Below are 21884 nucleotides of genomic sequence, written 5' to 3'. Positions count from 1 at the left end.
TTTCAATCCCGATCGACCTTGTTCACTGCGCCCGGCGGTGACACGGTTCAACTGGTAAAAACCGCCGAGTATCTACGCCGCCTCGGCGTAGAGGTTGACATTGGTACGACAGACGAGCCCAGCTTGAAAGGCTACGACCTCGTCCACCTGTTCAACCTGATGCGTCCTGATGATGTGTTCACGCAGGCTGAGAACGCGCGTCGGCAGGGTGTACCCGTCGCCTTGTCAACAATCTATGGGCTCTATACCGAGTTCGAGCGCAAAGCCCGAGGGGGGCTTGCAGGCGTGGCGAGCAGGCATCTTTCCGCTTGGAACATCGAGCGATTGAAAGTCGTTGCAAAGGGAGTCAAGAATCGCTCCATGAGCAAGGGAGCTTGGCAAATCGCGCTGTATGGCTACCACCACCAGTGCGCCAGGCTCGTTGACTTGGTGGATGTATTCCTGCCTAACTCTGGCAGCGAAATGGAACGGGTTCACCACGATTTCCCCGTTGCACGCGCACGTCCATTCGAAATCGTTCCAAACGCCGTTGACATCGAAGTTTTCGATCCGAGCAAAGTTCGCCCGAGGCCAGAGATTGAGCGTCTTCGCGGTTGCATCGTGAGCGCGGCGCGCATCGAGGGCCGAAAGTGTCAATTGGAACTGATTCGCGCCGCGCGTGATCTACCAGTCGACCTTGTACTGATCGGCAAGCCTGCGATGAATAACATTGGCTACTACGAAGCAGTCCAGCGCGAAGCCGGGCCGCGCGTTCATTTCATAGGACAGGTCGATCACAACCAGCTTGCTGAGTACTATGCAGTAGCCAAAGTCCATGCCCTGATCAGTTGGATGGAAACGCCTGGCTTGTCGTCGCTAGAGGCGGGAGTAATGGGTTGCAACCTCGTCATCACAGACAAGGGCGACACCCGTGACTACTTCGAGGCTGACGCGTACTACGCTGACCCGGAATCGGTGCCTTCAATTCGCACAGCGTTGACACAAGCTCTTGCGGCAACTGCGCCCACGGCACTGCAACAAAGGATACGCAGAGAGTTCACCTGGGAAAAGGCAGCAGCCGCCACACTTCGTGGTTACGAGGCGGCTCTGGCCCACGCCAAATCCAGCAGGGTAGCCAATTGAAGCTGCAGAAGATCGGTGTTGTCGGCACCGTGGGCGTGCCAGCGAGATATGGCGGCTTCGAAACCCTGGTCGAGCAATTAGCTCGCAACCTGACGCCAAGCCAAGCGCAACTGATCCTCTACTGCCAACGCAGCGCCTATCCAGAGGACGCCGAAGCCACGCCCTTCGCGGGGCACAGACGAGTCTTCGTTCCACTCAGGGCCAATGGCGCGCAAAGCATGTTGCACGATCCGTTGGCCATGCTTCACGCGGCCCTCGTTGCACGTGTCAACACGCTGCTGGTGCTCGGTTATTCAGGCGCTTGGTTCCTGCCTGTGCTACGCCTACTTCGACCTGGCATGCGCATCGTGACCAACATCGACGGTATGGAATGGCGCCGGGACAAGTTTGGGACACTGGCGAAGAAAGTGCTACGCGGGCTCGAATGGTGCGCAACGCGCTTCTCCAAAACCATCATTGCCGACAACGCAGCGCTTGTGTCACTTGCGCGAGAGTTGCACGGCATTGAGCCGGTACTGATCGCTTACGGCGGTGACCACACATTGGTTGAACCCGAAGGCCCCGCGCCGGCACCAGGCTACTGGCTTTCCATTGCCCGCATTGAGCCTGAAAACAACTGCCAAATGATTCTGGAGGCCGCGGTTCAATCGGGTAGCAGGTTGGTTTTTGTCGGCAACTGGGCAGCCAGCAGCTATGGCCACGAACTGAAAGCACGCTATGCCGACCGGGAAGGCATCATGCTGATGGATCCGGTCTACAACGTAGCTCGGCTCGCTGCGCTGCGCTGCAAGGCCAGCGGCTATCTGCATGGGCACAGTGTCGGCGGCACGAATCCATCGCTGGTCGAGGCGCTCCAGCACACCCATCGGATGCTGGCCTATGACTGCGTGTTCAACCGTTCTACGCTGGATCACGAGGGCGAGTACTTCCGCGACGCCCACGGCCTAGCTGGGCTCATGCGAGGCAAGGACACTGGACAAATCGCCAACGACAAGCTTGCAGTGTTGCGTGAACGGTATCGCTGGCGAGGAATTGCCGACAGTTACCTAAAACTGTGCAGGCCGTAAGGCCAGCTCTTCAACGACTGCCACTGTGCCCGACCAACCGAGCCATGCGACTCGGTGGGTCGTTCACAGTCCCAAGCATGTATTCAAGTCTAGCGCCGACTGCGTGATCGACATGCCGCGGTCCTTGATCAGCTTCACTGCATCACGCTTGAACGCATGGCTGAGTTGCCGTGTTGTCCGCATAGGCAAGTTACGAGTTCACCACACACCGTGGCCGGGTGAACATGAAACAGGCACTGGCCCAGATGACGCAATCGTCGGGCGGAAGAGTCTCAAAAAATTCGTCTCAGCGTAGCAAAGATCAACCCTATATCGGTCCGCAAACTGGCCCGACGCACATAGTCTCCAGCAATCTGGAGCTTTATGGGCAGGATCACTTCCACATACTCACGCTCCGGGTCGGCGGCGCAGGCCAAGATCTCGCTCTCATTCCGGAACTGCAAAGATGCAGGGTCGGTGATCCCAGGCCGCACCGACAGCACCAGTTCGCGTTGCTCCGGCGTGTACAGCGCAACATAACGTGGCACCTCGGGTCGAGGCCCCACCAAGCTCATAGTGCCACGCAGAACGTCCCAGAGTTGGGGCAACTCATCCAGCTTGGCCATACGCAGCAAGCGCCCGCTGCGGGTAATGCGCGTATCGTCACCGACCGTGATCTGCGGACCTACGACCGGCGCATCCTTGCGCATGCTGCGGAACTTGTGAATGTGAAAGGGTCTGCCGAAGCGTCCCACCCGCTCCTGCCTGAACAGCACCGGGCCGGGTGAATCCCATTTGATCCAGAGCGCCAGCACGACCAGCAATGGCAGCAAGATCAGCAGCCCGAGGCCAGCACAAACGATATCGAAAAGCCGCTTGGCCATTGAAGCTCGACTCGCCTCAGCTCAAGGCTATTCTGCGCACCGCAGCTATCACCCGCTGTACATCGGCATCCGACATGGCGGTGTACAGCGGGATGCTGATGCTGCGTTCGTATGCTTTCTGAGAGTGCGGAAACTGCTCGGCCTTCAAACTGTAACGGTCACGCCAGTAGGGCTGCAAATGCAGCGGGATGTAGTGCACGCTGCAACCAATACCGGCTGCGAACATGGCCTCTATGAAGGCTTCGCGGCTGATTCTGACCTCGTCGCCCAGGCGCAGCACATACAAGTGCCAGGAGTGCACATCCCCTTCAGGTGGCTGAGGAGGTAAGGACAACGGCAGATCCGCAAACGCACTGTTATAGGTCGCGGCGATCAGCTCACGCCGTGCCTGAAAAACAGGGACCCGTTTGAGTTGATGCAGCCCCAAGGAGGCCGCTAGATCCGTCAAGTTGTACTTGAAGCCTGGCGCCACAACTTCGTAATACCAACTGGGCACGACTGACCTGAAGCGGTCAAAGGCATCACGGTTCATGCCGTGCAGGCGCATGACTTTGGCTCGCTGGGCCAGCTCGGCATTGCGAGTCACCAGCATGCCGCCCTCGCCTGTCGTCATGGTCTTGTTGGCATAGAAGCTGAAGACCGTGGCGTCGCTGCCCATGGTGCCGATCAGCTCCTTCTCCAGCGTGGTGGGCAGGGCATGGGCGGCATCTTCCAGCACGCGCAGGCCGTGTTTGCGGGCGATATCCAGGATGGCGATCATGTCCACCGCCAGGCCGGCGTAATGCACAGGGATGATGCAGCGCGTGCGCGGAGTGATGGCAGCCTCGACCAATTTGGGGTCGATGTTCAGGGTCCGAGGGTCGATATCCACCAACACCACGTCTGCGCCCAAGTAACGCACCACCTCGGCGGTGGCTGTGAAGGTGTGGGTGGTGGTGATGACCTCGTCGCCGGGGCCAATGCCCATGGCCTCAAGCGCCAGGTGCAGGCCTGCGGTGGCAGAGTTGACGGCGATGCACTCGATCTCGGGCTCGCCCAAGAAAGCAGCGAACTCTTGCTCAAAGCGTTTGGCCTTGGGGCCGGTGGTCACCCAGCCGGAGCGCAGGGTGTCGACCACCTCATTGATTTCGTCCTCGCCGATTTCGGGCAAGGCAAAGGGCAGAAAAGGCTGGGGCGACACGGGGGGCGACTCACTCATGGCGGACATATCAGGCAAAAGGCTTCTTCTCGATCACGGCCAGCACATGGGTGCGCAGCCAGGGAATGGTGTTGATCCAGGTGTAGGCCTGGGGATGCAGCCTGCAAACCCAGCGGGCCAGCGGCGGCGCCAGGGTCAAGCGTTGCCAGCGAATCGATTCGGCCTCAGGAAACAAAGCCCGCACACGCTGCAGCGGCACGCCGCGCACATCGGCATTGCGTGGATTGTCGACGATGAAGTCATACCAGAGCACGGCACCGCCCGGTTTCAGCCAGCGCCACATGGCCTGGGCCACCGACTGCTGCACGTCGTCACTCAAGATGGACGAGAAGACTGTGGACTGCAGAATCAAATCCTGGCTCAGCGGCTCGATGGCGGCCGTCGAGGCATCGCCCAGATGCAGGCGCAGCGCCTCAGGCAAGCACGCGCGCGCAGCGGCATGCCGCTCGGGCAGCAACTCCACGCCCTGCAGATGCTCGGGCCGCAGGCCCAGGCGCAAAAACTCCAGCAAATTGCCACCGGCACCGCAGCCCACCTCGGTCAGCCGCCAATCGGCCACTGCCCCGGGCCGCGCCGCCAGCTCACGCAAAAGAGCACGCTGCCGCTCCTGCAGCATTTGCCAGACCTCGGGCCGCAGCAGGCTGTAGCGGTCGCCCAGGCCGGCCTCGGCGCGGCGCTGATAGCGCTGGGCAATGGCGTCCAGCTCCGTCTGGCCTTGATTCATGGCTGCGGTCCTGTTTCGGTGACTTGCGCCAAGGCATCAAGAAAACGCCGCGCCAAAACGGGGTAGCTGTGCTCAGCCAGCACAAAGGCGCGGCCGCGCTCGCCCATGGCCGCGCGCTCTTCCACGCTCAGGGCCGCCAGACGAAGCACGCCATCCGCCACCGCTTGCGCGTCTTCGGGTAGCACGGTCAGGCCGGCGCCGGCTTCGCGCACGGGGTCATTGCCGGCCTCCACCGAATGAAGCACCGGGCGGCGCGCCATCATGTAGTCCATCAGCTTGTTGGGAGCGATGCCGAAACGGTAGATGGGCGTGCGCTGCCAGCCGATGTAGGCAATGTCAAAACGGGCCAGCAAAGCGGGAATTTGCGCCTTGGGGATGGCGTCGAAGCAGCGCACTTGGCTCAGGCCCTCGGCCTCGATGCGGGCCCGAAGCCGCTCCTTCTCATGCCCGCCGCCCACCATGACGATGGCCACGTGCCGAGCGGTGCTGCCTTCGGGCGCCTGCTGAAGCAGCCGGGCGGCGTCGAGCAGCACATCAAGCGCGTTAGGCAAGCCATGCGAGCCGGCATAGCCCAGCACCAGCTGTCCTTGGACTTTCAGCGCCTCCAGGTGCGCGGCCAATTCGCCTTCGAGTGCAGCTGGCGGCGCTGTGTCCGACCACTCGTCCAGCGCAATGCCATTGGGCACGATGTGCAGCTTGCGCAGATCCAGACCATGGGCAGCCATGTGCTCATGGACCTTGGGCAGCATGGACACCACCACATCGGCGTCCCGGTAGGCGTCGTTCTCGGCCTTCTGGCAGAGCATGGCGAAGGGATGCAGCGGCGACATGCCCGAGAGCTCGATCGGCGACAGTGGCCAGAGGTCGTGCACCTCGTAGACCAGTTTGGCCTGAGCCTGACGCGCAATCTTGCGCGCCACCCAGATGTCCATGGGGTAGGTGCTGGAGGCAATCACGGCATCGGGCTGAAAACCCTCGGCCAGGTTCTTGGCATCACCCCAAACCTGACGGCAGAAGGACCAGATATTGCGCAAGCGCCCCACACCGTTGCCTTGGTACTCGGGCGTGTCGTACCAACAGTAATGCACGCCGTCGATGATTTGCACGCCCGGCTGCGGCTCGGCGGCACGCACATGCGACCTCACCGAGCCCAGGATCAGCACCCGATGACCCATGCGCACCCATTCGCGCGCCAGGTAGAAGGGACGGAATTCCATGCCATGCTGGGGGGAGCCGGCGTAATGGTTGATGAGCAGAATGTTCACGAACGCCTGGTCCTGGCAAGGACTGTTTGATACACAAGAAGCATGGAATCGATCACCCGCGGCCAACTGTAGAGCGCATTCACATGAGCCCGTGCGGCCTCGCCCATGCGACGGCGTGCAGGCTCATCCCGCAGGAGGGTAAGCATGGCCTGACTGCTGGCCGCGACATCGTCTCGCGGCACCAGCAAGGCGGTATGGCCTGCCACAGCCACCTCGGCAAACCCGGGCGCATCCGAGAGCACCGCAGGCACACCGCAGGCGCCGGCTTCGAGCGCGGCAACACCAAAACTCTCTTGACGGCTCAAGGCTGCAAACACATCGAGCGACTGCAAAAAGCGGGGCACCTCCGAGTGCGGCAAGGCCCCCAAAAACTGCACCGCATCAGCAAGGCCCAGTTGCTGAACCAGAGCCTGCAATTCGCCTCGCTGAGGGCCATCGCCCGCGAGCACCAATTCGACCGACACACCTTGAGCGCGCACCTGCGCAAACGCCCGCAGCAGAATATCGAAGCCATACACCGGTGCGAGGATCTTCGCCGTACCGATGCGCAGCACTCGGCGCTCATCAGGCGCAGCACCGCTGACTGAATTGCGCGCCTGCTCGGGAACAAAGCGCTCGGTGTCCACTCCAAACGGGGTCACAAACACCTCACGCTCGGGCGCAAACTGGCGCACACGCGCAGCCATGCAGTGGCTCGTCGAGGCCAGCGCGGTCGCTTTGCGCAAATGCCGCATCAGCACCCAGCGGTGCAGCCAAGAACGATCGGGGAAGTCATAGACATCGCTGCCCCAGGCGGACAGCAGCACAGGGAACCCTCGGACTGCAGCGGCCATGGCGCCATAACCGGTGGCGTAATGGGCATGAACCAGATCCGGCTGCAAGCGCTTCAAGACGCGCCGCATGGCAGGAACCGCAGCAACATAGCCCAGCCCGCCCTGGGGCCGAAGTGCATGGACAGTCACCGTCGGATCGACGCCAGCCAAAGCCGGATGCACGCTGAGCAGATGCACCGAGAGCCCACGACTCGCCAAGCCATTCACCCACTGCACGGTATGTATGGAGTTGGCAGGCGCGAGAAGGGCGACTCTCACCCAGGCCTCCGCAAGTCCGACGCCACTTGCTGAGACCGAGCCAACCAACTGTGATGCGGGGCCAAGGCCAAACTTTGTGCCCGGCGCGCGGCCACTGCGTCCGGCGTCTGGACCAAATGCTGCAACTGCAGCAGCAAGGCATCGGTGTCGTAGGGCAAAGTCCAGCCCACGCCGTGATCACGAACGAAGTCTCCACTCAAGGTGCCTTCGCTGGCCAGTATGGGCAAACCCATGCCGATGTACTCGAACTGCTTCACGGGTACCGCAAATGTCCAGTAAGGCTGGGGCTGCACGAACAGCACGCACACGTCAGCCATTTCGTACAGGGGAATCAAACCCGCGCCCGACGCATGAACGATACGCACGCGCTCCCCGTCTGGCAGCGGGTACTGCGCAGCCACAGCCCGCCATTCCGCTTCCCGCGTGCAGACGGTCAGGCGCAACTGCGGCAATTGGTGAACGGCTTCAAGCAGCCGATGCAAAGGATAGTTAGCCCCCATGCCGCCGACATACAGCAGATGCAAAGGCTCACCCGACTTCCTGGAGCGGGCGGCCACCGGCGCCAAGTCCCCATGTCCTGGCGGCAAGGCGCGCACGCGTTCGATTGGAATCTCGGGGACATAGGCGCTCATCGGCAGGGACGGGAGGTAGAGCCTGTCCAGCAAAGACCGGTACTGCCGCAAATCATGGTGATACGCCCACAGCGCTGCTGCACGCTTCCACCTCGGCAGGTTCACGCCGTAGCCAGGAAAACGCCAATACACATCACGGTAGAACAGCCCCAGCGGGACACCCGCGGCCTTGAGTTGCCGCATGAAGCCAAAGTCCAGCGTCGGGTGCAAGGGAAGATGATGAGGCTCGGTCAGCAGCGTCGGCTCGGTAGAGCTTTCCGAGTACATGAAATCGTAGCGTTCCCCAGCGCGCAAACGAGCTCGCACCGTTGCGATGACCTGCGCTCGTTCACGCGCGGTGCCCACCACTGCATCCACGGCATAGCCCAGAGCGGCAAAGGCCTCCAACATTCGAAACGGCCGCACGCCGCTCGCGGTTTGCGCCCCGGCTCGCACCGGGTGGGGGTGATGAAACACCATGCGCGGCTGACTCATGCCTGCGCCCGCCCCAAACTGCGGCCCGGTCGATCGGGCTCTTCTTGATACAAGCGATGCCACACCGCGAGGTTGAGCCAGCGCACGCGCTCCGCCGCGGGTACAGCGCGGAGATCGCGACCCATCGTCCGCGCCAAGTTCTGGACAAATGAGCTGCCCGAGAGTTGCTCGTCAAACCAGCCCGCCAAAGGAGCGCCTGCCCCAAACCAAGCCTGCTCCGGGATGGCCCAACCCAGCTTGTCACGGCGCCAGAGCACCGTGGATGGCAGCATGTCATTCGCGGCATGTCGCGCCAACCATTTGGTCCAGCCGGCATGCACGCGGTAGGCATACGGCACCTGCGCGAGGAACTGCATCACGCGGTAGTCCATGAAGGGCATCCGCGACTCCACCGACCAAGCCATGGCGGATTGATCCGCGTAATGCAGCAAGGTCTGCAAGCCGGTTTGAACATCCGCCGTGAGTGCCTGCTGCAAGGTCATGCCCATGCCAACAGCTCGAGCGACTCGGGCTTCGAGGGCATTCATGGCTGGTTGCCCCCCCAAGTGGCGGGCCAAGTTCCCTGCCAAGCCCAGTGCGACGGTCCGGGAGCAACCCGTCGTCGTGCGAGCCAAGGCCAGGGCTTCTCCAACACTGCGCACCAAGGGGGCGTGCGCCAAATGGTTGCGCAGGAAACGCAAATAACCCGCCATTTGCTCGTCCGCACCCTGCCCGTCCAGCGTCACGACCACACCACGCTGGGCCACCAAGGCATAGGTGTGCCAGCTGGACATCAAGGTGTTGGCCGGCGGCAAGTCCAGGGCCCAAATCATGCGCTCGTGCGCGGCCGGAACACCTTGCCACTGCGGCTGGATGGTGTTGGAGCGCACGCCCAGTCGCTCTGCCACTTGGCCGATGTAGAAGCTCTCGTCCGCTGCGAGCAAGGCCCGGTCTTGCCCCTCTTGGCCTTGGGGCTGCGCATAGACGCTGGAGAACACCTCCTGCCGCTCACCCTGGCCGCGCTTGGCCAGTTCCTGATTCACCCATGCGGCAATTTGAGAAGAGTCGAGGCCACCAGACAAAGCCGTGCCGAAGCGCACGTCCATGCGCATGCGCAAGCGCACCGCGTCCTGCATCAGGTCTCGGTAACGCTGCGCCCAGTCATCGGCCTCGCGGGCATCAAATGGACGCTGCAAGGCCACTTCATCGGCAGCATCCGTGCGCCAATACGCTTGCGGCTGCAGCGCTTGCGGCCTGTCGATCTGCACCGTCGCAAAGTGACCGGCCGGAAAGCGTTGGATGCCACGAAACAAGGTCCCTGAGGTCCAGGCCTGCGCACCCTCGGTGATGTAGTTCTGACAGGCGGCCAGATCCACGTCGCTGCGAACCAAGGGATGCATCAGCAAAGCTTTGATCTCACTGGCCAGCAAGACCTGACCCTTTTCGTCCGTCCAGAAGTAAAGCGGCTTCACGCCGAAGCGATCTCGGGCGATGAATAGCTGTCCGCGCTCCAGGTCCAGCAGGGCGAACGCCCACATCCCGTTGAAACGCGAAAGTGCCTGCGGGCCCCATTGCTGGTAGGCCGCGAGCAGCACCTCGGTGTCCGAGTGCGAACGGAAGCTGTGACCCAAGGCCTCCAGTTCCAGACGCAGTTCAACGTGGTTGTAAATCTCACCATTGAAGGCCACGGCATACCGAGCACCTCTGCGCATGGGCTGATGCCCCCAAGGCGAGAGATCCACGATGGCCAATCGTCGATGGGCCAAGGCCAGGTGCACGGCACGGCGCGGTTGGTCGGCAATAGACGCTGTCGGCTCAAACCCGGTGGGCAGTTGCCAGACACCCGGCGGTGTGTCTGGCCCGCCCAGGCATTGCAGTCCGTCGCCATCCAGCACGAGATAGCCCTCGTCATCCGGGCCGCGATGGCGCAAGCGCGTGTTCATCCCCTGCACCGCCGCCAGCGGGGTCGGTTGCTGCGGGGTCAGCACGACAACAATGCCGCACATCTCAGTGGCCCCCGTCCGGGCAGCCCTGCCCCAGTGCGCCGCGCGAGACGGCTTGCGGCGTCGGCCCCAAGCGCCGATAGCCGCGGTACAGATAAGGTGGCAGGAAGCGCTCAACCCGATCACGGTCCAAGGTCTTGATCACGCGTGCCGGGCTACCGGCCAACACGCAATGGCCTTCGGGAAATGAGCGGGTCACCACAGCGCCAGCGGCCACCACCGTGTGATCGCCGAGCGCGACACCCGAGAGGATCACCGCGTTGGCGCCCACCCAGCAATAGTTGCCCAGCGTGATGCCGCCTTTGTGTGTGTAGCGACTGATGTTGTAGGCGTCGTGGTTGAAGGAACCAATACAGACATTGCTCGCAATCACGCAAAAGTCACCGAAGTGAATGGGCGCCTCCGGGCTGGCAAAGATGTAGTTACCGATGGACGCGCCGGGCGCCGTATTGACGCCGATGCGCATGTAATTGGAGCCACTTACCACCGACGTGAAATGCACCGGCCAAGGCACCCGGCGATTGAAGCCGAGCACCTTCTGAAAGAACATATAGCGCGCATTCACCGGGCAGCCGGTTCCCGCCGTTTCTGCAAAAGCGCGAAAGAAAGGCAGACGCAACAGCAAGGCCCTCTGCCATGCGCGCAAACGCGTCTTCCACGTGGCATTCATGGGACGAGCCTCATCTCTGGCTGAGCACGCCAGACCCAGCGCAACAGGAGCACGCCATAGGCGCATCCACCCAGCAACAGCATCCATCGAAACGCCTCGACGGAGGGCATCAGAAGCAACACGCCACCCCAAGATGCCAAGGCCACGGCCTGCCACCCGGTGAGGAACCATTCGTCCTTCAAGCGAATGCTCACGATGCTCAAACCGCCCACAGCAAACGAGGCAGACAAGAAGAACACCGCCGGCCAAAACATGTCACCCTCCATGCGCCACCGCTCAGGCAACTGCCAGGGCAAGACGCCGATTGAGGCCATATGAATGATCGCCCCCGTCGTTGAGGCCAGAACGAACAAACCCAGCGCCAACCCAAGCAGCCGCCAAGGCTGGCGATGCAGGACATTGCTGGACTTCATCAGCAGGGCATTCAGGGTCACGGAGACAACGCCCAGCGGCGCGCCCAGTAAGCGCTGCACCAGCGCATATTGCCCCGCCACTGCGGACAGCCCCAGCGCTTGCAGCGCGGGCAAAAGCCCATTCAGCCACACCGTGTTGAGCACGCCCAAGCTCAGCGAAGCAGACAAACCATGACGATGCTGTACCCAGCTGCGACGCCAACGCGCCAGGGTCAGTGGGCCCTGCACGGGCAAGCAGAACCAGGCCCATGCCGCGCAGACGAAGGCGCCAAACACCCAACCCAAGGCCGCTGCGTCCACGCTGGGCTTCACGGCGACTGCCGCGCAGGCGCCGGCCACCGGCAAAACCTGACGGCCAGTCCGATAGGCCATCAAACGGTTACGCAGCCCTAAGAAAGCCAAACCATTCACCCAAGCATCCAACAAGCAGCTGAGCACAGCCATCGACAGCACCGCCAAGACCAGCCACACAACGTCCGGCTGCGCCACGGCACAAGCGGCGGCCACCATCAGCCCCAGAAGCGAGAAGCCCAGCGCTCCACCGACCGAGCCAGCCAATACGTCCTGAAGATCCGTCGCGGAATCGCAGGCAGCCACACGCGTATCCAGCCGCAAAGCCACCAGGGGTGCCAGCATCGCGCCCAAGGCCTGCAAGGTCGCGAAGCGGCCGAAAGCCTCGGGGCCTAGCAGCCATGCAACTGCAAGCCCCAAGGCGGTCACCAGCACCAAGGTCAAGGCACTGGCCCCCGCATGCAGCAAGGCATCACGCAGCATGGCCAGCCCTGCCGCGTGCGATCAGACCGAGGCGCTCAGCGCCTGGCGCAGCGCCGCCAGCACCTGGTCCTGCTGCGCCTCGCTCAAGTCCGCGCTCATCGGCAGGCTCATCACCCGGCGTGCGGCCTTCTCCGCCTCAGGGAAGCTCTGACCGCGGCCGTAGGCGGCATAGGCGGGCTGCTGGTGCATGGGCTTGGGGTAGTGAATCGCCGTCGGCACGCCAGCGGCCTGCAAGGCCTGCTGCACGGCTTCACGCGCATCGAGGTGCAAAGTGAACTGGGCCCACACGCAGTCACGATCGGCTCGCACGGCCAGACGCTGCACCGGCAGATCGGCCAGCAAAGCTTGATAGCGTGCACCGATCTTCAGGCGTTGCTCAATCTCCCAATCAAAGCGCTCCAGCTTGGCCAGCACGACGGCGCATTGCAGCGTGTCCATGCGGCCGCCGACACCCAGCCGGGTGTGGGTGTAGCGCTGGCTCTGGCCATGCACGCGGATCTCACGCGCTGCTTGGGCCAGCGCGTCGTCATCGGTGAACAAGGCTCCGCCGTCGCCATAGCAGCCCAGCGGCTTGCTGGGGAAGAAGCTGGTGGCGCCGAAGGTGGACAGGCCGCAACTCTTCTTGCCCTTGTAGCTGGCGCCAAAGCTCTGAGCGGCATCCTCGATCACAGCCATGCCGCCGTGACGGGCGGCAATGGCGTTGATCTCGTCCATATCGCAGACCTGGCCATACAGGCTGACCGGCATGATGGCCCGGGTGCGCGGCGTGATGGCGGCCTCGATCAGGCGCACATCGATATTGCAGGTGTCGGGCTCGATGTCCACGAACACAGGCACGCCGCCCAGAAGCACGATCACCTCGGCCGTGGCCGCAAAAGTAAAGGGAGTCGTGATCACCTCGTCGCCGGGCTTCAGATCGAGGGCCATCAGCGCAATCAGCAGCGCCTCGGTGCCGCTGGATACGGTGATGCAATGCTTGCTCCCGACATAAGCCGCCAGCTTTGTCTCCAGCTCCTTGACCTCGGGGCCCATGATGTACTGGCCATGGTCAAGCACCGCGTGGATACGTGCATCAATGCGGGTCTTCAAGGCAGCGTACTGCGCCTTGAGGTCGATGAAAGGCAAATTGCTCATTGTTCCTTTGTTCCCTCTTCAATCAGTTCACACAGCTCACCCTGCAAGCGATACCGATCACCCGTGTGCGGACATATCGTCTCCGCCTCGCCCTGCAAAGGCAGATTCAAGCGCTCGCCAAAGCGGCTCATCCAGCCAATGCGCCGGGCCGGGACGCCGACGACCAGGGCAAAGTCAGGGATGTCTCTTTGCACCACGGCACCTGCGCCGACAAAGGCGTAGCGCCCCACCGTGTTGCCGCACACGACGGTGCAGTTGGCGCCCAAGGTCGCGCCCTGACGAATCAGCGTGCGGCGGTACTCGTTCTTGCGCGCCACAGCCGCTCGGGGGTTATAGACATTGGTGAACACCATGCTGGGCCCGCAAAAGACATCGTCTTCCAAGGTCACTGCGTCGTAGACCGACACATTGTTCTGGACGCGTACGTTGTCGCCGATGCGAACGTCATTGCCCACATAGACACCTTGCCCCAATGCGCAACGCGCGCCAATTCTTGCGCCCGGACTTACATGCGCAAAATGCCAGACCTTGGTGCCTTCTCCCAACTCGGCTCCATCGTCCACGATGGCACTTTCATGTTTCCAGTAACTCATGCTCAGAACACCAACGGCAGGCCGACACGCTGACCGTCCCGGGCACTCCGATAGGCAGCAACCAATACTTCCAGCGAGCGCAAGCCCTCATAACCATCGACTTCTGCATGAGCTTCGCCGCGCAAAGTCTTGATCACGTTGTCGTAGTACAGCGGATGGCCGAAGCCGTAAACACTGCCAGTGTCATAGCTGGCGTTCTTGATCTGTTCATCGTCCGGATGCGGCTCAGAGAATTGCCAGTGATCGATCTTGTTGACCGCGGTGCCGCCGATCTTGACCGTCCCCTTTTCACCAAGGATGGTGATGGAGCCCTCGAGGTTTTGGGGATAGGTCAGCATGGTCACATTGATCGAAGCAAGGCCACCATGGCGCAAACGAGCGCTCAGGACCCCTGTGTCTTCTGCTTCGATGTCACGATCGAGTGTGGCCGTGTAGGCATGGACGCTGTCGATCGGGCCCACCAACCAATCCAATAGGTCCACGTAATGACTTGCCTGATTCATGAAGGCGCCGCCATCCAGATCCCATCGCCCGCGCCATTTCGCTGCGTCGTAATAACTCTGAGGCCGCGTCCAGAACACATTGACTGTGCTTAAAAAGATGCGCCCAAAACGGCCTTGTTGGATAGCTTTTCGGACCAACTGCACTGTCGTGTTCAAGCGATTTTGCTTCACCACGAAAAGCTTCACGCCAGCGTCACGGCAGGCCTGCACCATGGCCATGCCCTGCTCGAACTTCGTGGCCATCGGCTTCTCGCTCAGCACGTGGAAACCGGCACGCGCTGCCTCGATAGCTTGCAGTGGATGCAAGCCACTTGGCGTGGTCAACACCACAATGTCGGCATTGCTTTCAGCCAACATCTGGCTGTAGTTGCTGAAACCTTTGGCACCGGTGGCAGCCGTCGCCGCAGCGAGCGCATCGGGCAGGACATCGCAAACTGCAACCAACTCAGCACGATCTCGATGCTTGGCAAGAGCTTCAAAATGGTTCTTGGCAATTCGGCCGCAGCCGACCAAAGCAAATCGAATGGGTCGATCCAGGATGGGAAAAGTTGCGCTCATGGGAAGGCCCCCGCTCATCGGGTACCTGTGGTTGCGAATGGTCGGCATTCTAGGGCGCCGGAAATCCCGGCTCGATAAGCGCCTAAAATCAGCGCAAATTCAACGAGTTGATGATGACCCAGCACACCCCTCCCGCTCCGCACCACGCCCCTGCAGCCCAGGACGAGAACCAGCTGATCACCGAACGCCGCGAGAAACTGGCCGCCCTGCGCGCCAAGACCGCCGTCCCCTTCCCCAACGATTTCAAACCCCAGCACCGCGCCCTGCCGCTGAATCAGCGCTATGGCGATCTGGACAATGAGGCCCTGGAGCCGCAGGCCGTGGCCGTCTCGGTGGCCGGCCGCCTAATGCTCAAGCGCGTGATGGGCAAGGCCTCCTTCGGCACCCTGCAAGACGCGACCGGCCGTATTCAGTTGTTCGTCACCAAGGACGGCGTCGGTGAGGAAAGCTACGACGCCTTCAAGCACCTGGACCTGGGCGACATCGTCGGCGCCGAGGGCCAGCTGTTCAAGACCAAGACCGGCGAGCTGTCGGTGCGCGTCAGCAATCTGCGCCTTTTGACCAAGAGCCTTCGCCCCTTGCCGGACAAATTCCACGGCATGGCCGACCAGGAGCAGAAATACCGCCAGCGCTATGTCGACCTGATCACCGACGAACACGCCCGCGCTCGCTTCATCGCCCGCTCCAAGGCCGTGTCCTCGATCCGCAGCTTCATGGTCGAGCACAGCTTCCTGGAAGTGGAAACGCCGATGCTGCACCCGATCCCGGGTGGAGCCAACGCCAAGCCTTTCATCACCCACCACAATGCGCTGGACCAGGAGATGTACCTGCGCATCGCGCCCGAGCTCTACCTCAAGCGCCTGATCGTGGGCGGCTTCGAGCGCGTGTTCGAGATCAACCGCAACTTCCGCAACGAAGGCATCTCGGTTCGACACAACCCCGAGTTCACAATGATGGAGTTCTATGCGGCCTACTGGACGCACCATGATCTGATGGACTTCACCGAGGAAGTGCTGCGCCACGCCGCGCGCGCCGCCACCGGCAATGCCCGCGTCAGCTACGCCGGTAAGGACGTGCATCTGGACGAGCCCTTTGCTCGCCTCTCGGTGCGCCAATCCCTGGTCGTGCACGCCGGCTTGAGCGAGGCTGAGGCCGACGACGCCGAGCTGCTGCGCGCCAAGCTCAAGGAACTGGGTGAAGAAGCACCCAAGCACTGGACCCTGCCCGAGCTGCAATTCGGCATGTTCGAGGCCGTGGTGGAAGAAAAGCTCTGGCAGCCGACCTTCATCATCGACTATCCGGTCGAGGTCTCGCCCCTGGCCCGAGCGTCGGACAGCAACCCCAAGATCACCGAACGCTTCGAGCTCTTCATCACCGGCCGCGAGTACGCCAATGGCTTCTCCGAGCTGAATGACGCCGAAGACCAGGCCGCCCGCTTCCACGCGCAAGTGGCCAACAAGGACGCCGGCGACGAGGAAGCGATGTTCTTCGACGCCGACTTCATCCGCGCCCTGGAATACGGCATGCCCCCGACCGGCGGCTGCGGCATCGGCATCGACCGTCTGATGATGCTGATCACCGATTCGCCCAGCATCCGCGACATCATCTTGTTCCCGGCGCTGCGCCGCGAAGCTTGATCGGCCGGCATGCCGAATAGAGAAAGGGAGGCCACGGCCTCCCTTTTTTATTAGCTCACAGTCTGTTCAGCGCTTGCCGTGCCGAAACACCGGCGGCCGCTTGTTCAGGAAAGCATCCATGCCCTCGCGCTGATCGTCAGTGCCGAAGACAGCATGGAAGACGCGGCGCTCGGAGGTCACGCCTTCCTTGAGGCCGCTCTCGAAGCTGCGATTGACCAGCTCCTTGATCAGCTGCAGGGCCGGGGCGCTGAAGCCGTTGATGGTTTCGGCCGCGGCCAAGGTTTCTTCCATCAACTTGTCCGCCGGCACCACGCGCGAGACCAGGCCGCTGCGTTCGGCTTCCGCCGCGTCCATCATGCGGGCGGTCAGCAGCAGGTCCATGGCCTTGGCCTTGCCAACCGCGCGCGGCAGGCGCTGGGTACCGCCGGCACCCGGCGTGACACCGAGCTTCACTTCGGGCTGGCCGAACTTGGCGGTGTCGGCGGCGATGATGAAATCGCACATCATGGCCAGCTCGCAGCCGCCGCCCAGCGCGAAGCCTGCCACGGCCGCGATCACCGGCTTCTTGACGCGCAGGATGTGCTCCCAATTGCGCGTGATCATGTCGGTGCGCACGGCGCTCTGGAAGTCGTGCTGGGCCAAAGTCGGGATGTCGGCACCGGCGGCAAAAGCACGCTCGGAGCCCGTCAGCACGATGCACCCGATGCTGTCGTCAGCGTCGAAGGCCAGCAATGCTTCGCCGAGTTCATCGAACAAGGGGTCGCTCAGGGCGTTCAAGGCCTTGGGGCGGTTGAGGGTGATCAGGGCGGTCTTGCGCGGGCCCTCGCCGTGGACGGCGGTGATGATGCATTCGTAGCTCATGGCTGGGTCACTCCTTCAGGGAAGTTTGGGGGTTCGGGGCTTCGATCCTGGGCTTCACTATAGGCGGCACACCGATAGGTGGTGCGGCCTGGGCTGGTGGCGCCTTGAGCATCAGGTCAATGAAGGTCTGCTCGTCCTGCCGGATGCGCAGGCGTACGGGAAGGTATTGCAGAGTCGGTGCAAGCCAGACCTCGGCCGTCAGGTCGCCACCGCCCGCCGTCACCGTCGGCTTCAGATGCCAGGTCTCCAACTCACCCATGGGCGTGGCCAGCGTTTCACGCCCCAGCACCTCGTAGCGCCAGCGGTACTGGCGGCGCGGCAAGGCCAGGGGCAGCTCCAGGATCAAACCTTCACGCAAAGTCTCGCGGCCGGTCAGGAACAGCCAGGTCAGCTGCACAAACTGGCTGGCCGCGTCCTGCATGCCCGGAGCGGACGCCTCGACCCGGCCATTGGCCAGGGTCAGCTGCTCGCCCTGGAACAGCACGCTGACACGGCGCCGGCTGCTGAACAACACGCGGGTGTCTTCGTCGTAACGTTGCGGCTCGATGCCCTGGGTCGTCAGGCGGCCGTCGCTGCTCATGCGGCGCGAAATCAACGGGGCGAAGCTCGGACCCACCGAAACATCGAGGTGAACCTGGTAACGGCTGCCTTCACGGATCCACTCGACCTGGGCCTCGCCGGTGACAGCACCGCGGTAATTGCCAGTCAGCTCGTAGCGCAGACGGGTCGAGGGCGGCCACTCGGGGCCGGGCGCAGCTGCCGTGTCTGGGACCGGGTCCACAGGAGAGCTGGCCGCAGGCCGGACCGGTAAGGCAACTTCAGGCATGACGGGCTCCAGCGACGGCTGGGCTCGCTCGGGCGCACTGGCAGCGTGCTCGACCGCCTCGGCCGCCTCGGGCACTTGCGGTGATTCGACAGCCGACGCCGAGCGGGCCGGACCGGGCGGACTGACCGGCGGGGCCGCCGGCTCGCTGCGATGCTGTCGTGGCGGCGCGGTCGGTGACGCAGGCGCCGGCCGGCTCTGCTGCAGCTCACGCACATAGCTGACGCTGAGCCGTGGCGGCATCTCGGCCAGCTCGCTCCAACCCTGCCTCAGCTCGGACACCGCATCGCCGATGCAGGCATGCAAAGCCAGCACCGGCAAGGCCAGGGCCAGCAGCAGCCAGGCACGGCGCCGCGCCTTGGCAGGCGCAGCTGGCGTGGCGGTGCCGAGCGGACTCAGCCGGCCAACCATGCCCGGCGCAGGCTGAGTGCGCGCGCCGGCGCCTTGTCGGCCAGACAGAGTTGAACCGGCGTGCTGCTCGCCCCCACGGCCGCGCCGCCGGGGGCGGACGTCGCGGGTAATTCGGCCTGCAGCTCGACGATGCGCTGATCGCGCGCCACCAGCAGACGCAGCTGGAACTCGCCCGGCGCCAGGGTCAGCACCGCCTCATCGAGCCGACGCAGGCGCCAACCATTGCAGGCCAGGACCTCATCGCCCGCGCACAAGCCGGCGACCGCCGCGGGCGAACCGGCCAGCACCTGCTTGATCAGCAGGCCGCCGGCGCTGTCATTCAGGCGCAGGCCCAAGCGCTGCGCCAGCGACGCTTTGTCGGCGCGCAGCTGCACGCCCATGCGCTCAAACAAGGGCGGCAGCGGCAGGTCCTCGGTGCCGTGGACCCACTCGCCCAGCTGCTGGGCCAGAGCCGGGCCACCGAGCTCGGCCAGCAGGCCCAAGATATCGGCCTCGCTGATGCCGCCGCTGGCGCCCTCGCCCACAGCATGGCGCAGCCAAAGCCCGCGCATCAGCTCGTCCAGGCTGGTCGCGGCCTCACCATCGGCATGGCGCAGGCGCAGGCTGAGGTCGAGCGCCAGCGCCAGCAAAGCGCCCTTGCCGTAATAGCTGATGCTGCTGTTGGGGGAGTTCTCGTCCTGGCGGTAGTACTTGATCCAGGCATCAAAACTGGCTTCTGCCAGACTTTGCACCTTGCGCCCGGGCGTCGCCAGCACACCGCTGAGCGTGCTCGACAGCAGCTTCAGGTAGCGGGCCTCATCGATCAGGCCGGCGCGCACCAGGATCAGCTCGTCGTAATACGACGTGAAGCCTTCGAAGAACCACAGCAGCTCGGTGTAGTTTTCCTGGGCGTAATCCAGGCGAACATAGTTGGACGGTTTCAGTCGCTTGACGTTCCAGGTGTGGAAGTACTCGTGGCTGATCAAACCCAGCAAGCGCACATAGCCATCGCTGCTTTCGCTCTGGCCCTGACGCGGCAGATCGCGGCGCGGCGACAGCAGGGCCGTGCTCGCTCGGTGCTCCAGCCCGCCATAGCCCTCGTCCACGGTATTCAGAAAGAACACATAACGCTGGAAAGGAACGGGACCGCGCCGCTTGGCCGCTGCGCCATGCCAGAACTGGATTTGCGCCTCACAGATGCGCTGGGTGTCGGCCAGCAAACGCTCGCCGTCAAAAGACGGCATGGCCCCGCTGACTACCAACTGGTGTTCAACACCGCCCGCCAGGAACTGGCCTTGCCAGAAATGGCCGAGCTCGAAGGGATGGTCGAGCAGTTCGTCGTAATCGGCCGCCCGGTAGCTGCCGTCGGCCTGCTTCGGCATGGCCGTGGCCACCTGCCAACCCTCGGGCAGACGTCCAAGCTCCAGCACATGGGGCTGGTCTTCGCGGCCATGAACACGCAGGCACAAGCTGCTGCCGTTGAAGAAGCCACGTTGCGCGTCCAGAAATGCAGCGCGCACCGAGGGGTCAAACGCATAGACACGGTAGCGCAGCACCAGGGCACTGCGGCCGCTGCAGGCGACGCGCCAGGTGGCCTTGTCCAACTGCTCCAACTCCAGCTGCCGGCTGCCCTGGCTGGCGCTCAAGCCACTCAGATGGCGGGCGAACTCGCGCAGAAGGTAACTCCCTGGAATCCAGGCCGGCAAGCTGATGTGCTGCTCGGCAGCAGGTGCGGCAATCGTCAGCGTCAGCTGGAAATGGTGATCGTGGGCCGAGTCGATTTCGACCCGGTAGCGAATATCGGCCACGCGCTCAGCTCCCCGCCGCAGCCAGGAAACAGCACAGGGCAGCGCCGGCGCTGAGCCGGAAACGCAGAGTCAGCCAGGCGGCTGCGCCGTACATCGGGTAGAGCCGGCGATCGACCAGGTAGCAAACGATCAGCATCACGCCCTGCAAGACCAGGCCGGCATAGGCCGGCATGACCACGGCCACCCAGGCGCCCAGCGAGGGCACGATGCCCCAGATGAAAGGCTGGGCTGTGGTCTCGGGCATGCGAAAGGCAAAGCCCCAGTAAATGCCGCCCAGAAATGAGATCACCAAGGCGGCATAGGCCGATGTGCCCAGGGTCACGAAGGCATGCGCCTCGAGATTGCGGTCACCGATCAACCAGATCAGCAGCGCACCCAGGGCGAAAGGCAGCAAGCCGAGATGGCCGAGCTTGAGCGCCACGGGGTGGAGCGACAAGGGCGACGGCGGTGCGGCAGAAACGGCGGCGGACATGCGGTGATGCTCCGGTGCTGAACGGGACTGAGAAGGACGGAACAAGCGAACGGGCGCACCGCTGGGGCATTGCCACCCGGACCACGCCCGCTTCGATCAAGACTTGCTGGGCAGAGCTTGCAGGCGCTTTTCCAGCTGGTCGGCACCCAGCGCACCCGGCACGCGGCTGCCATCTTCAAAGATGATGGCCGGTGTGCCGTTGATATGGTAGCGACGCATCATGGCGGCATTGCGTTCGACCGCGCTGTCATCGCAGGCACCGGTCGGCTTGCTCGGTGCCTTGCCTTCCAGCATCCAGGCCTGCCAGCTGGCCGTAGCGTCCTTGGCGCACCAGATCGAGCGCGACTTCTCGGGCGAATCGCCGCCGAGAATCGGCACCAGGAAGGTGTAGACGGTGATGTCCTTGACATCCTGCAGGGCGCGCTCGAAGCGCTTGCAGTAGCCGCAATTGGGGTCGGCGAAGACCGCAATCTTGCGCTTGCCATTGCCGTTCTTCCAAACCACAGCGTCCTTCAGGGGCAGGCTGGCGAAGTCGATCTGGTTGATCTTGTTGACCCGCTCCTCGGTCAAGTTCTTGCGCGTGCGCAGGTCGATCAGCTCGCCCTCGATCAGGTAGTTGCCGGTCGGGTCGGTATAGCGGATCTCATTGCCGATGCGCACTTCCCACAGGCCGGCCATGGCGCTGGGGCGCACATCCTCGATCTTGGGCAAGCCGGCCAACTTCTCCGCCAGGCTCTTGCGGATGACGGCTTCATTGGCCTGAGCCAGCAGCGGCAGACTGAGGGCCAGACCGGCCAGGAACAAGGTCTTCGTGTTCAGCATGTGATTCA

20 protein-coding genes are annotated in these 21884 nt (G+C 63.1%); 3 read left to right on the top strand and 17 right to left on the bottom strand.

Annotation, left to right across the window (positions count from 1 at the left end; genetic code table 11):
* The first annotated feature begins 18 nt into the window (after window positions 1-18).
* Together ACQY39_RS09280 and ACQY39_RS09275 are read left to right on the top strand one after the other, a co-directional pair.
* Entirely contained in the window at window positions 19-1122 is a 1104-nt protein-coding gene (locus tag ACQY39_RS09280; RefSeq protein ID WP_428505512.1) for a glycosyltransferase family 4 protein, read from the top strand.
* Window positions 1119-2189, top strand: a complete 1071-nt coding sequence (locus ACQY39_RS09275; RefSeq protein WP_428505510.1) for a DUF1972 domain-containing protein — start codon at window positions 1119-1121, stop codon at window positions 2187-2189. Before ACQY39_RS09280 ends, ACQY39_RS09275 begins: the two co-directional genes overlap by 4 nt.
* 272 nt (window positions 2190-2461) lie before the next feature.
* On the opposite strand, the gene ACQY39_RS09270 is transcribed toward ACQY39_RS09275, so the two are convergent.
* From ACQY39_RS09270 to ACQY39_RS09215, 12 genes are read right to left on the bottom strand one after another with little or no spacing between them, the layout of a single operon-like run.
* Window positions 2462-3052: a sugar transferase gene (locus ACQY39_RS09270; RefSeq protein ID WP_428505508.1), complete on the bottom strand. Its 591-nt coding sequence runs from the start codon at window positions 3050-3052 to the stop codon at window positions 2462-2464.
* Window positions 3053-3068: 16 nt separating this feature from the next.
* A complete protein-coding gene (locus ACQY39_RS09265; protein ID WP_428505506.1) occupies window positions 3069-4250 on the bottom strand; it encodes a DegT/DnrJ/EryC1/StrS family aminotransferase in 1182 nt (393 codons plus the stop codon).
* A 10-nt stretch (window positions 4251-4260) separates the two neighbouring features.
* Complete coding sequence (locus ACQY39_RS09260) at window positions 4261-4974, bottom strand: class I SAM-dependent methyltransferase (protein WP_428505504.1); 714 nt, start codon at window positions 4972-4974, stop codon at window positions 4261-4263.
* Window positions 4971-6239 (bottom strand): glycosyltransferase family 4 protein, encoded by a 1269-nt coding sequence (locus ACQY39_RS09255; RefSeq protein ID WP_428505502.1) that lies wholly within the window; start codon window positions 6237-6239, stop codon window positions 4971-4973. Before ACQY39_RS09255 ends, ACQY39_RS09260 begins: the two co-directional genes overlap by 4 nt.
* Entirely contained in the window at window positions 6236-7330 is a 1095-nt protein-coding gene (locus ACQY39_RS09250) for a glycosyltransferase (RefSeq protein WP_428510769.1), read from the bottom strand. The genes ACQY39_RS09255 and ACQY39_RS09250 overlap by 4 nt, the downstream gene beginning before the upstream one ends.
* On the bottom strand, window positions 7327-8436 hold the full coding sequence (locus ACQY39_RS09245) for a glycosyltransferase (protein ID WP_428505500.1): 1110 nt from the start codon (window positions 8434-8436) through the stop codon (window positions 7327-7329). Before ACQY39_RS09245 ends, ACQY39_RS09250 begins: the two co-directional genes overlap by 4 nt.
* A complete protein-coding gene (gene asnB, locus ACQY39_RS09240) occupies window positions 8433-10421 on the bottom strand; it encodes an asparagine synthase (glutamine-hydrolyzing) (RefSeq protein WP_428505498.1) in 1989 nt (662 codons plus the stop codon). The genes ACQY39_RS09245 and asnB overlap by 4 nt, the downstream gene beginning before the upstream one ends.
* A 1-nt stretch (window position 10422) precedes the next feature.
* Window positions 10423-11088 (bottom strand): acyltransferase, encoded by a 666-nt coding sequence (locus ACQY39_RS09235; RefSeq protein WP_428505496.1) that lies wholly within the window; start codon window positions 11086-11088, stop codon window positions 10423-10425.
* Window positions 11085-12275, bottom strand: coding sequence for a hypothetical protein (locus ACQY39_RS09230; protein WP_428505494.1), 1191 nt, complete (start codon window positions 12273-12275; stop codon window positions 11085-11087). The genes ACQY39_RS09235 and ACQY39_RS09230 overlap by 4 nt, the downstream gene beginning before the upstream one ends.
* A gap of 21 nt (window positions 12276-12296) precedes the next feature.
* Entirely contained in the window at window positions 12297-13400 is a 1104-nt protein-coding gene (locus tag ACQY39_RS09225; RefSeq protein WP_428510767.1) for a DegT/DnrJ/EryC1/StrS family aminotransferase, read from the bottom strand.
* Window positions 13401-13405: 5 nt separating this feature from the next.
* Window positions 13406-14002 carry an acyltransferase gene (locus tag ACQY39_RS09220; RefSeq protein WP_428505491.1) on the bottom strand — a complete coding sequence of 199 codons (597 nt, stop codon included), beginning with the start codon at window positions 14000-14002 and terminating at the stop codon, window positions 13406-13408.
* A gap of 2 nt (window positions 14003-14004) precedes the next feature.
* On the bottom strand, window positions 14005-15063 hold the full coding sequence (locus ACQY39_RS09215; RefSeq protein ID WP_428505489.1) for a Gfo/Idh/MocA family protein: 1059 nt from the start codon (window positions 15061-15063) through the stop codon (window positions 14005-14007).
* Between the two features lie 110 nt (window positions 15064-15173).
* Between ACQY39_RS09215 and lysS the strand changes: the two genes are divergently transcribed.
* Complete coding sequence (lysS, locus tag ACQY39_RS09210; RefSeq protein ID WP_428505487.1) at window positions 15174-16700, top strand: lysine--tRNA ligase; 1527 nt, start codon at window positions 15174-15176, stop codon at window positions 16698-16700.
* A gap of 66 nt (window positions 16701-16766) precedes the next feature.
* Here the strand turns inward: lysS and ACQY39_RS09205 are convergent, their stop codons facing one another.
* From ACQY39_RS09205 to ACQY39_RS09185, 5 genes are all read right to left on the bottom strand, one after another.
* Entirely contained in the window at window positions 16767-17561 is a 795-nt protein-coding gene (locus tag ACQY39_RS09205) for an enoyl-CoA hydratase (RefSeq protein WP_263537782.1), read from the bottom strand.
* 7 nt (window positions 17562-17568) lie between these two features.
* On the bottom strand, window positions 17569-18795 hold the full coding sequence (locus ACQY39_RS09200; protein ID WP_428505485.1) for a DUF3108 domain-containing protein: 1227 nt from the start codon (window positions 18793-18795) through the stop codon (window positions 17569-17571).
* A complete protein-coding gene (locus tag ACQY39_RS09195) occupies window positions 18780-20582 on the bottom strand; it encodes a M61 family metallopeptidase (RefSeq protein WP_428505483.1) in 1803 nt (600 codons plus the stop codon). Before ACQY39_RS09195 ends, ACQY39_RS09200 begins: the two co-directional genes overlap by 16 nt.
* A 4-nt stretch (window positions 20583-20586) precedes the next feature.
* A complete protein-coding gene (locus tag ACQY39_RS09190; protein WP_428505480.1) occupies window positions 20587-21054 on the bottom strand; it encodes a DUF3429 domain-containing protein in 468 nt (155 codons plus the stop codon).
* A gap of 96 nt (window positions 21055-21150) precedes the next feature.
* A complete protein-coding gene (locus ACQY39_RS09185) occupies window positions 21151-21876 on the bottom strand; it encodes a DsbC family protein (RefSeq protein ID WP_428505478.1) in 726 nt (241 codons plus the stop codon).
* Window positions 21877-21884: the final 8 nt, after the last annotated feature.

The organism is Roseateles sp. (genome assembly GCF_965262435.1).
GTDB lineage: Bacteria > Pseudomonadota > Gammaproteobacteria > Burkholderiales > Burkholderiaceae_C > Paucibacter_A.
Note: the sequence above shows the minus strand (reverse complement) of the source record. Positions and strands in the feature narration are given on the sequence as shown.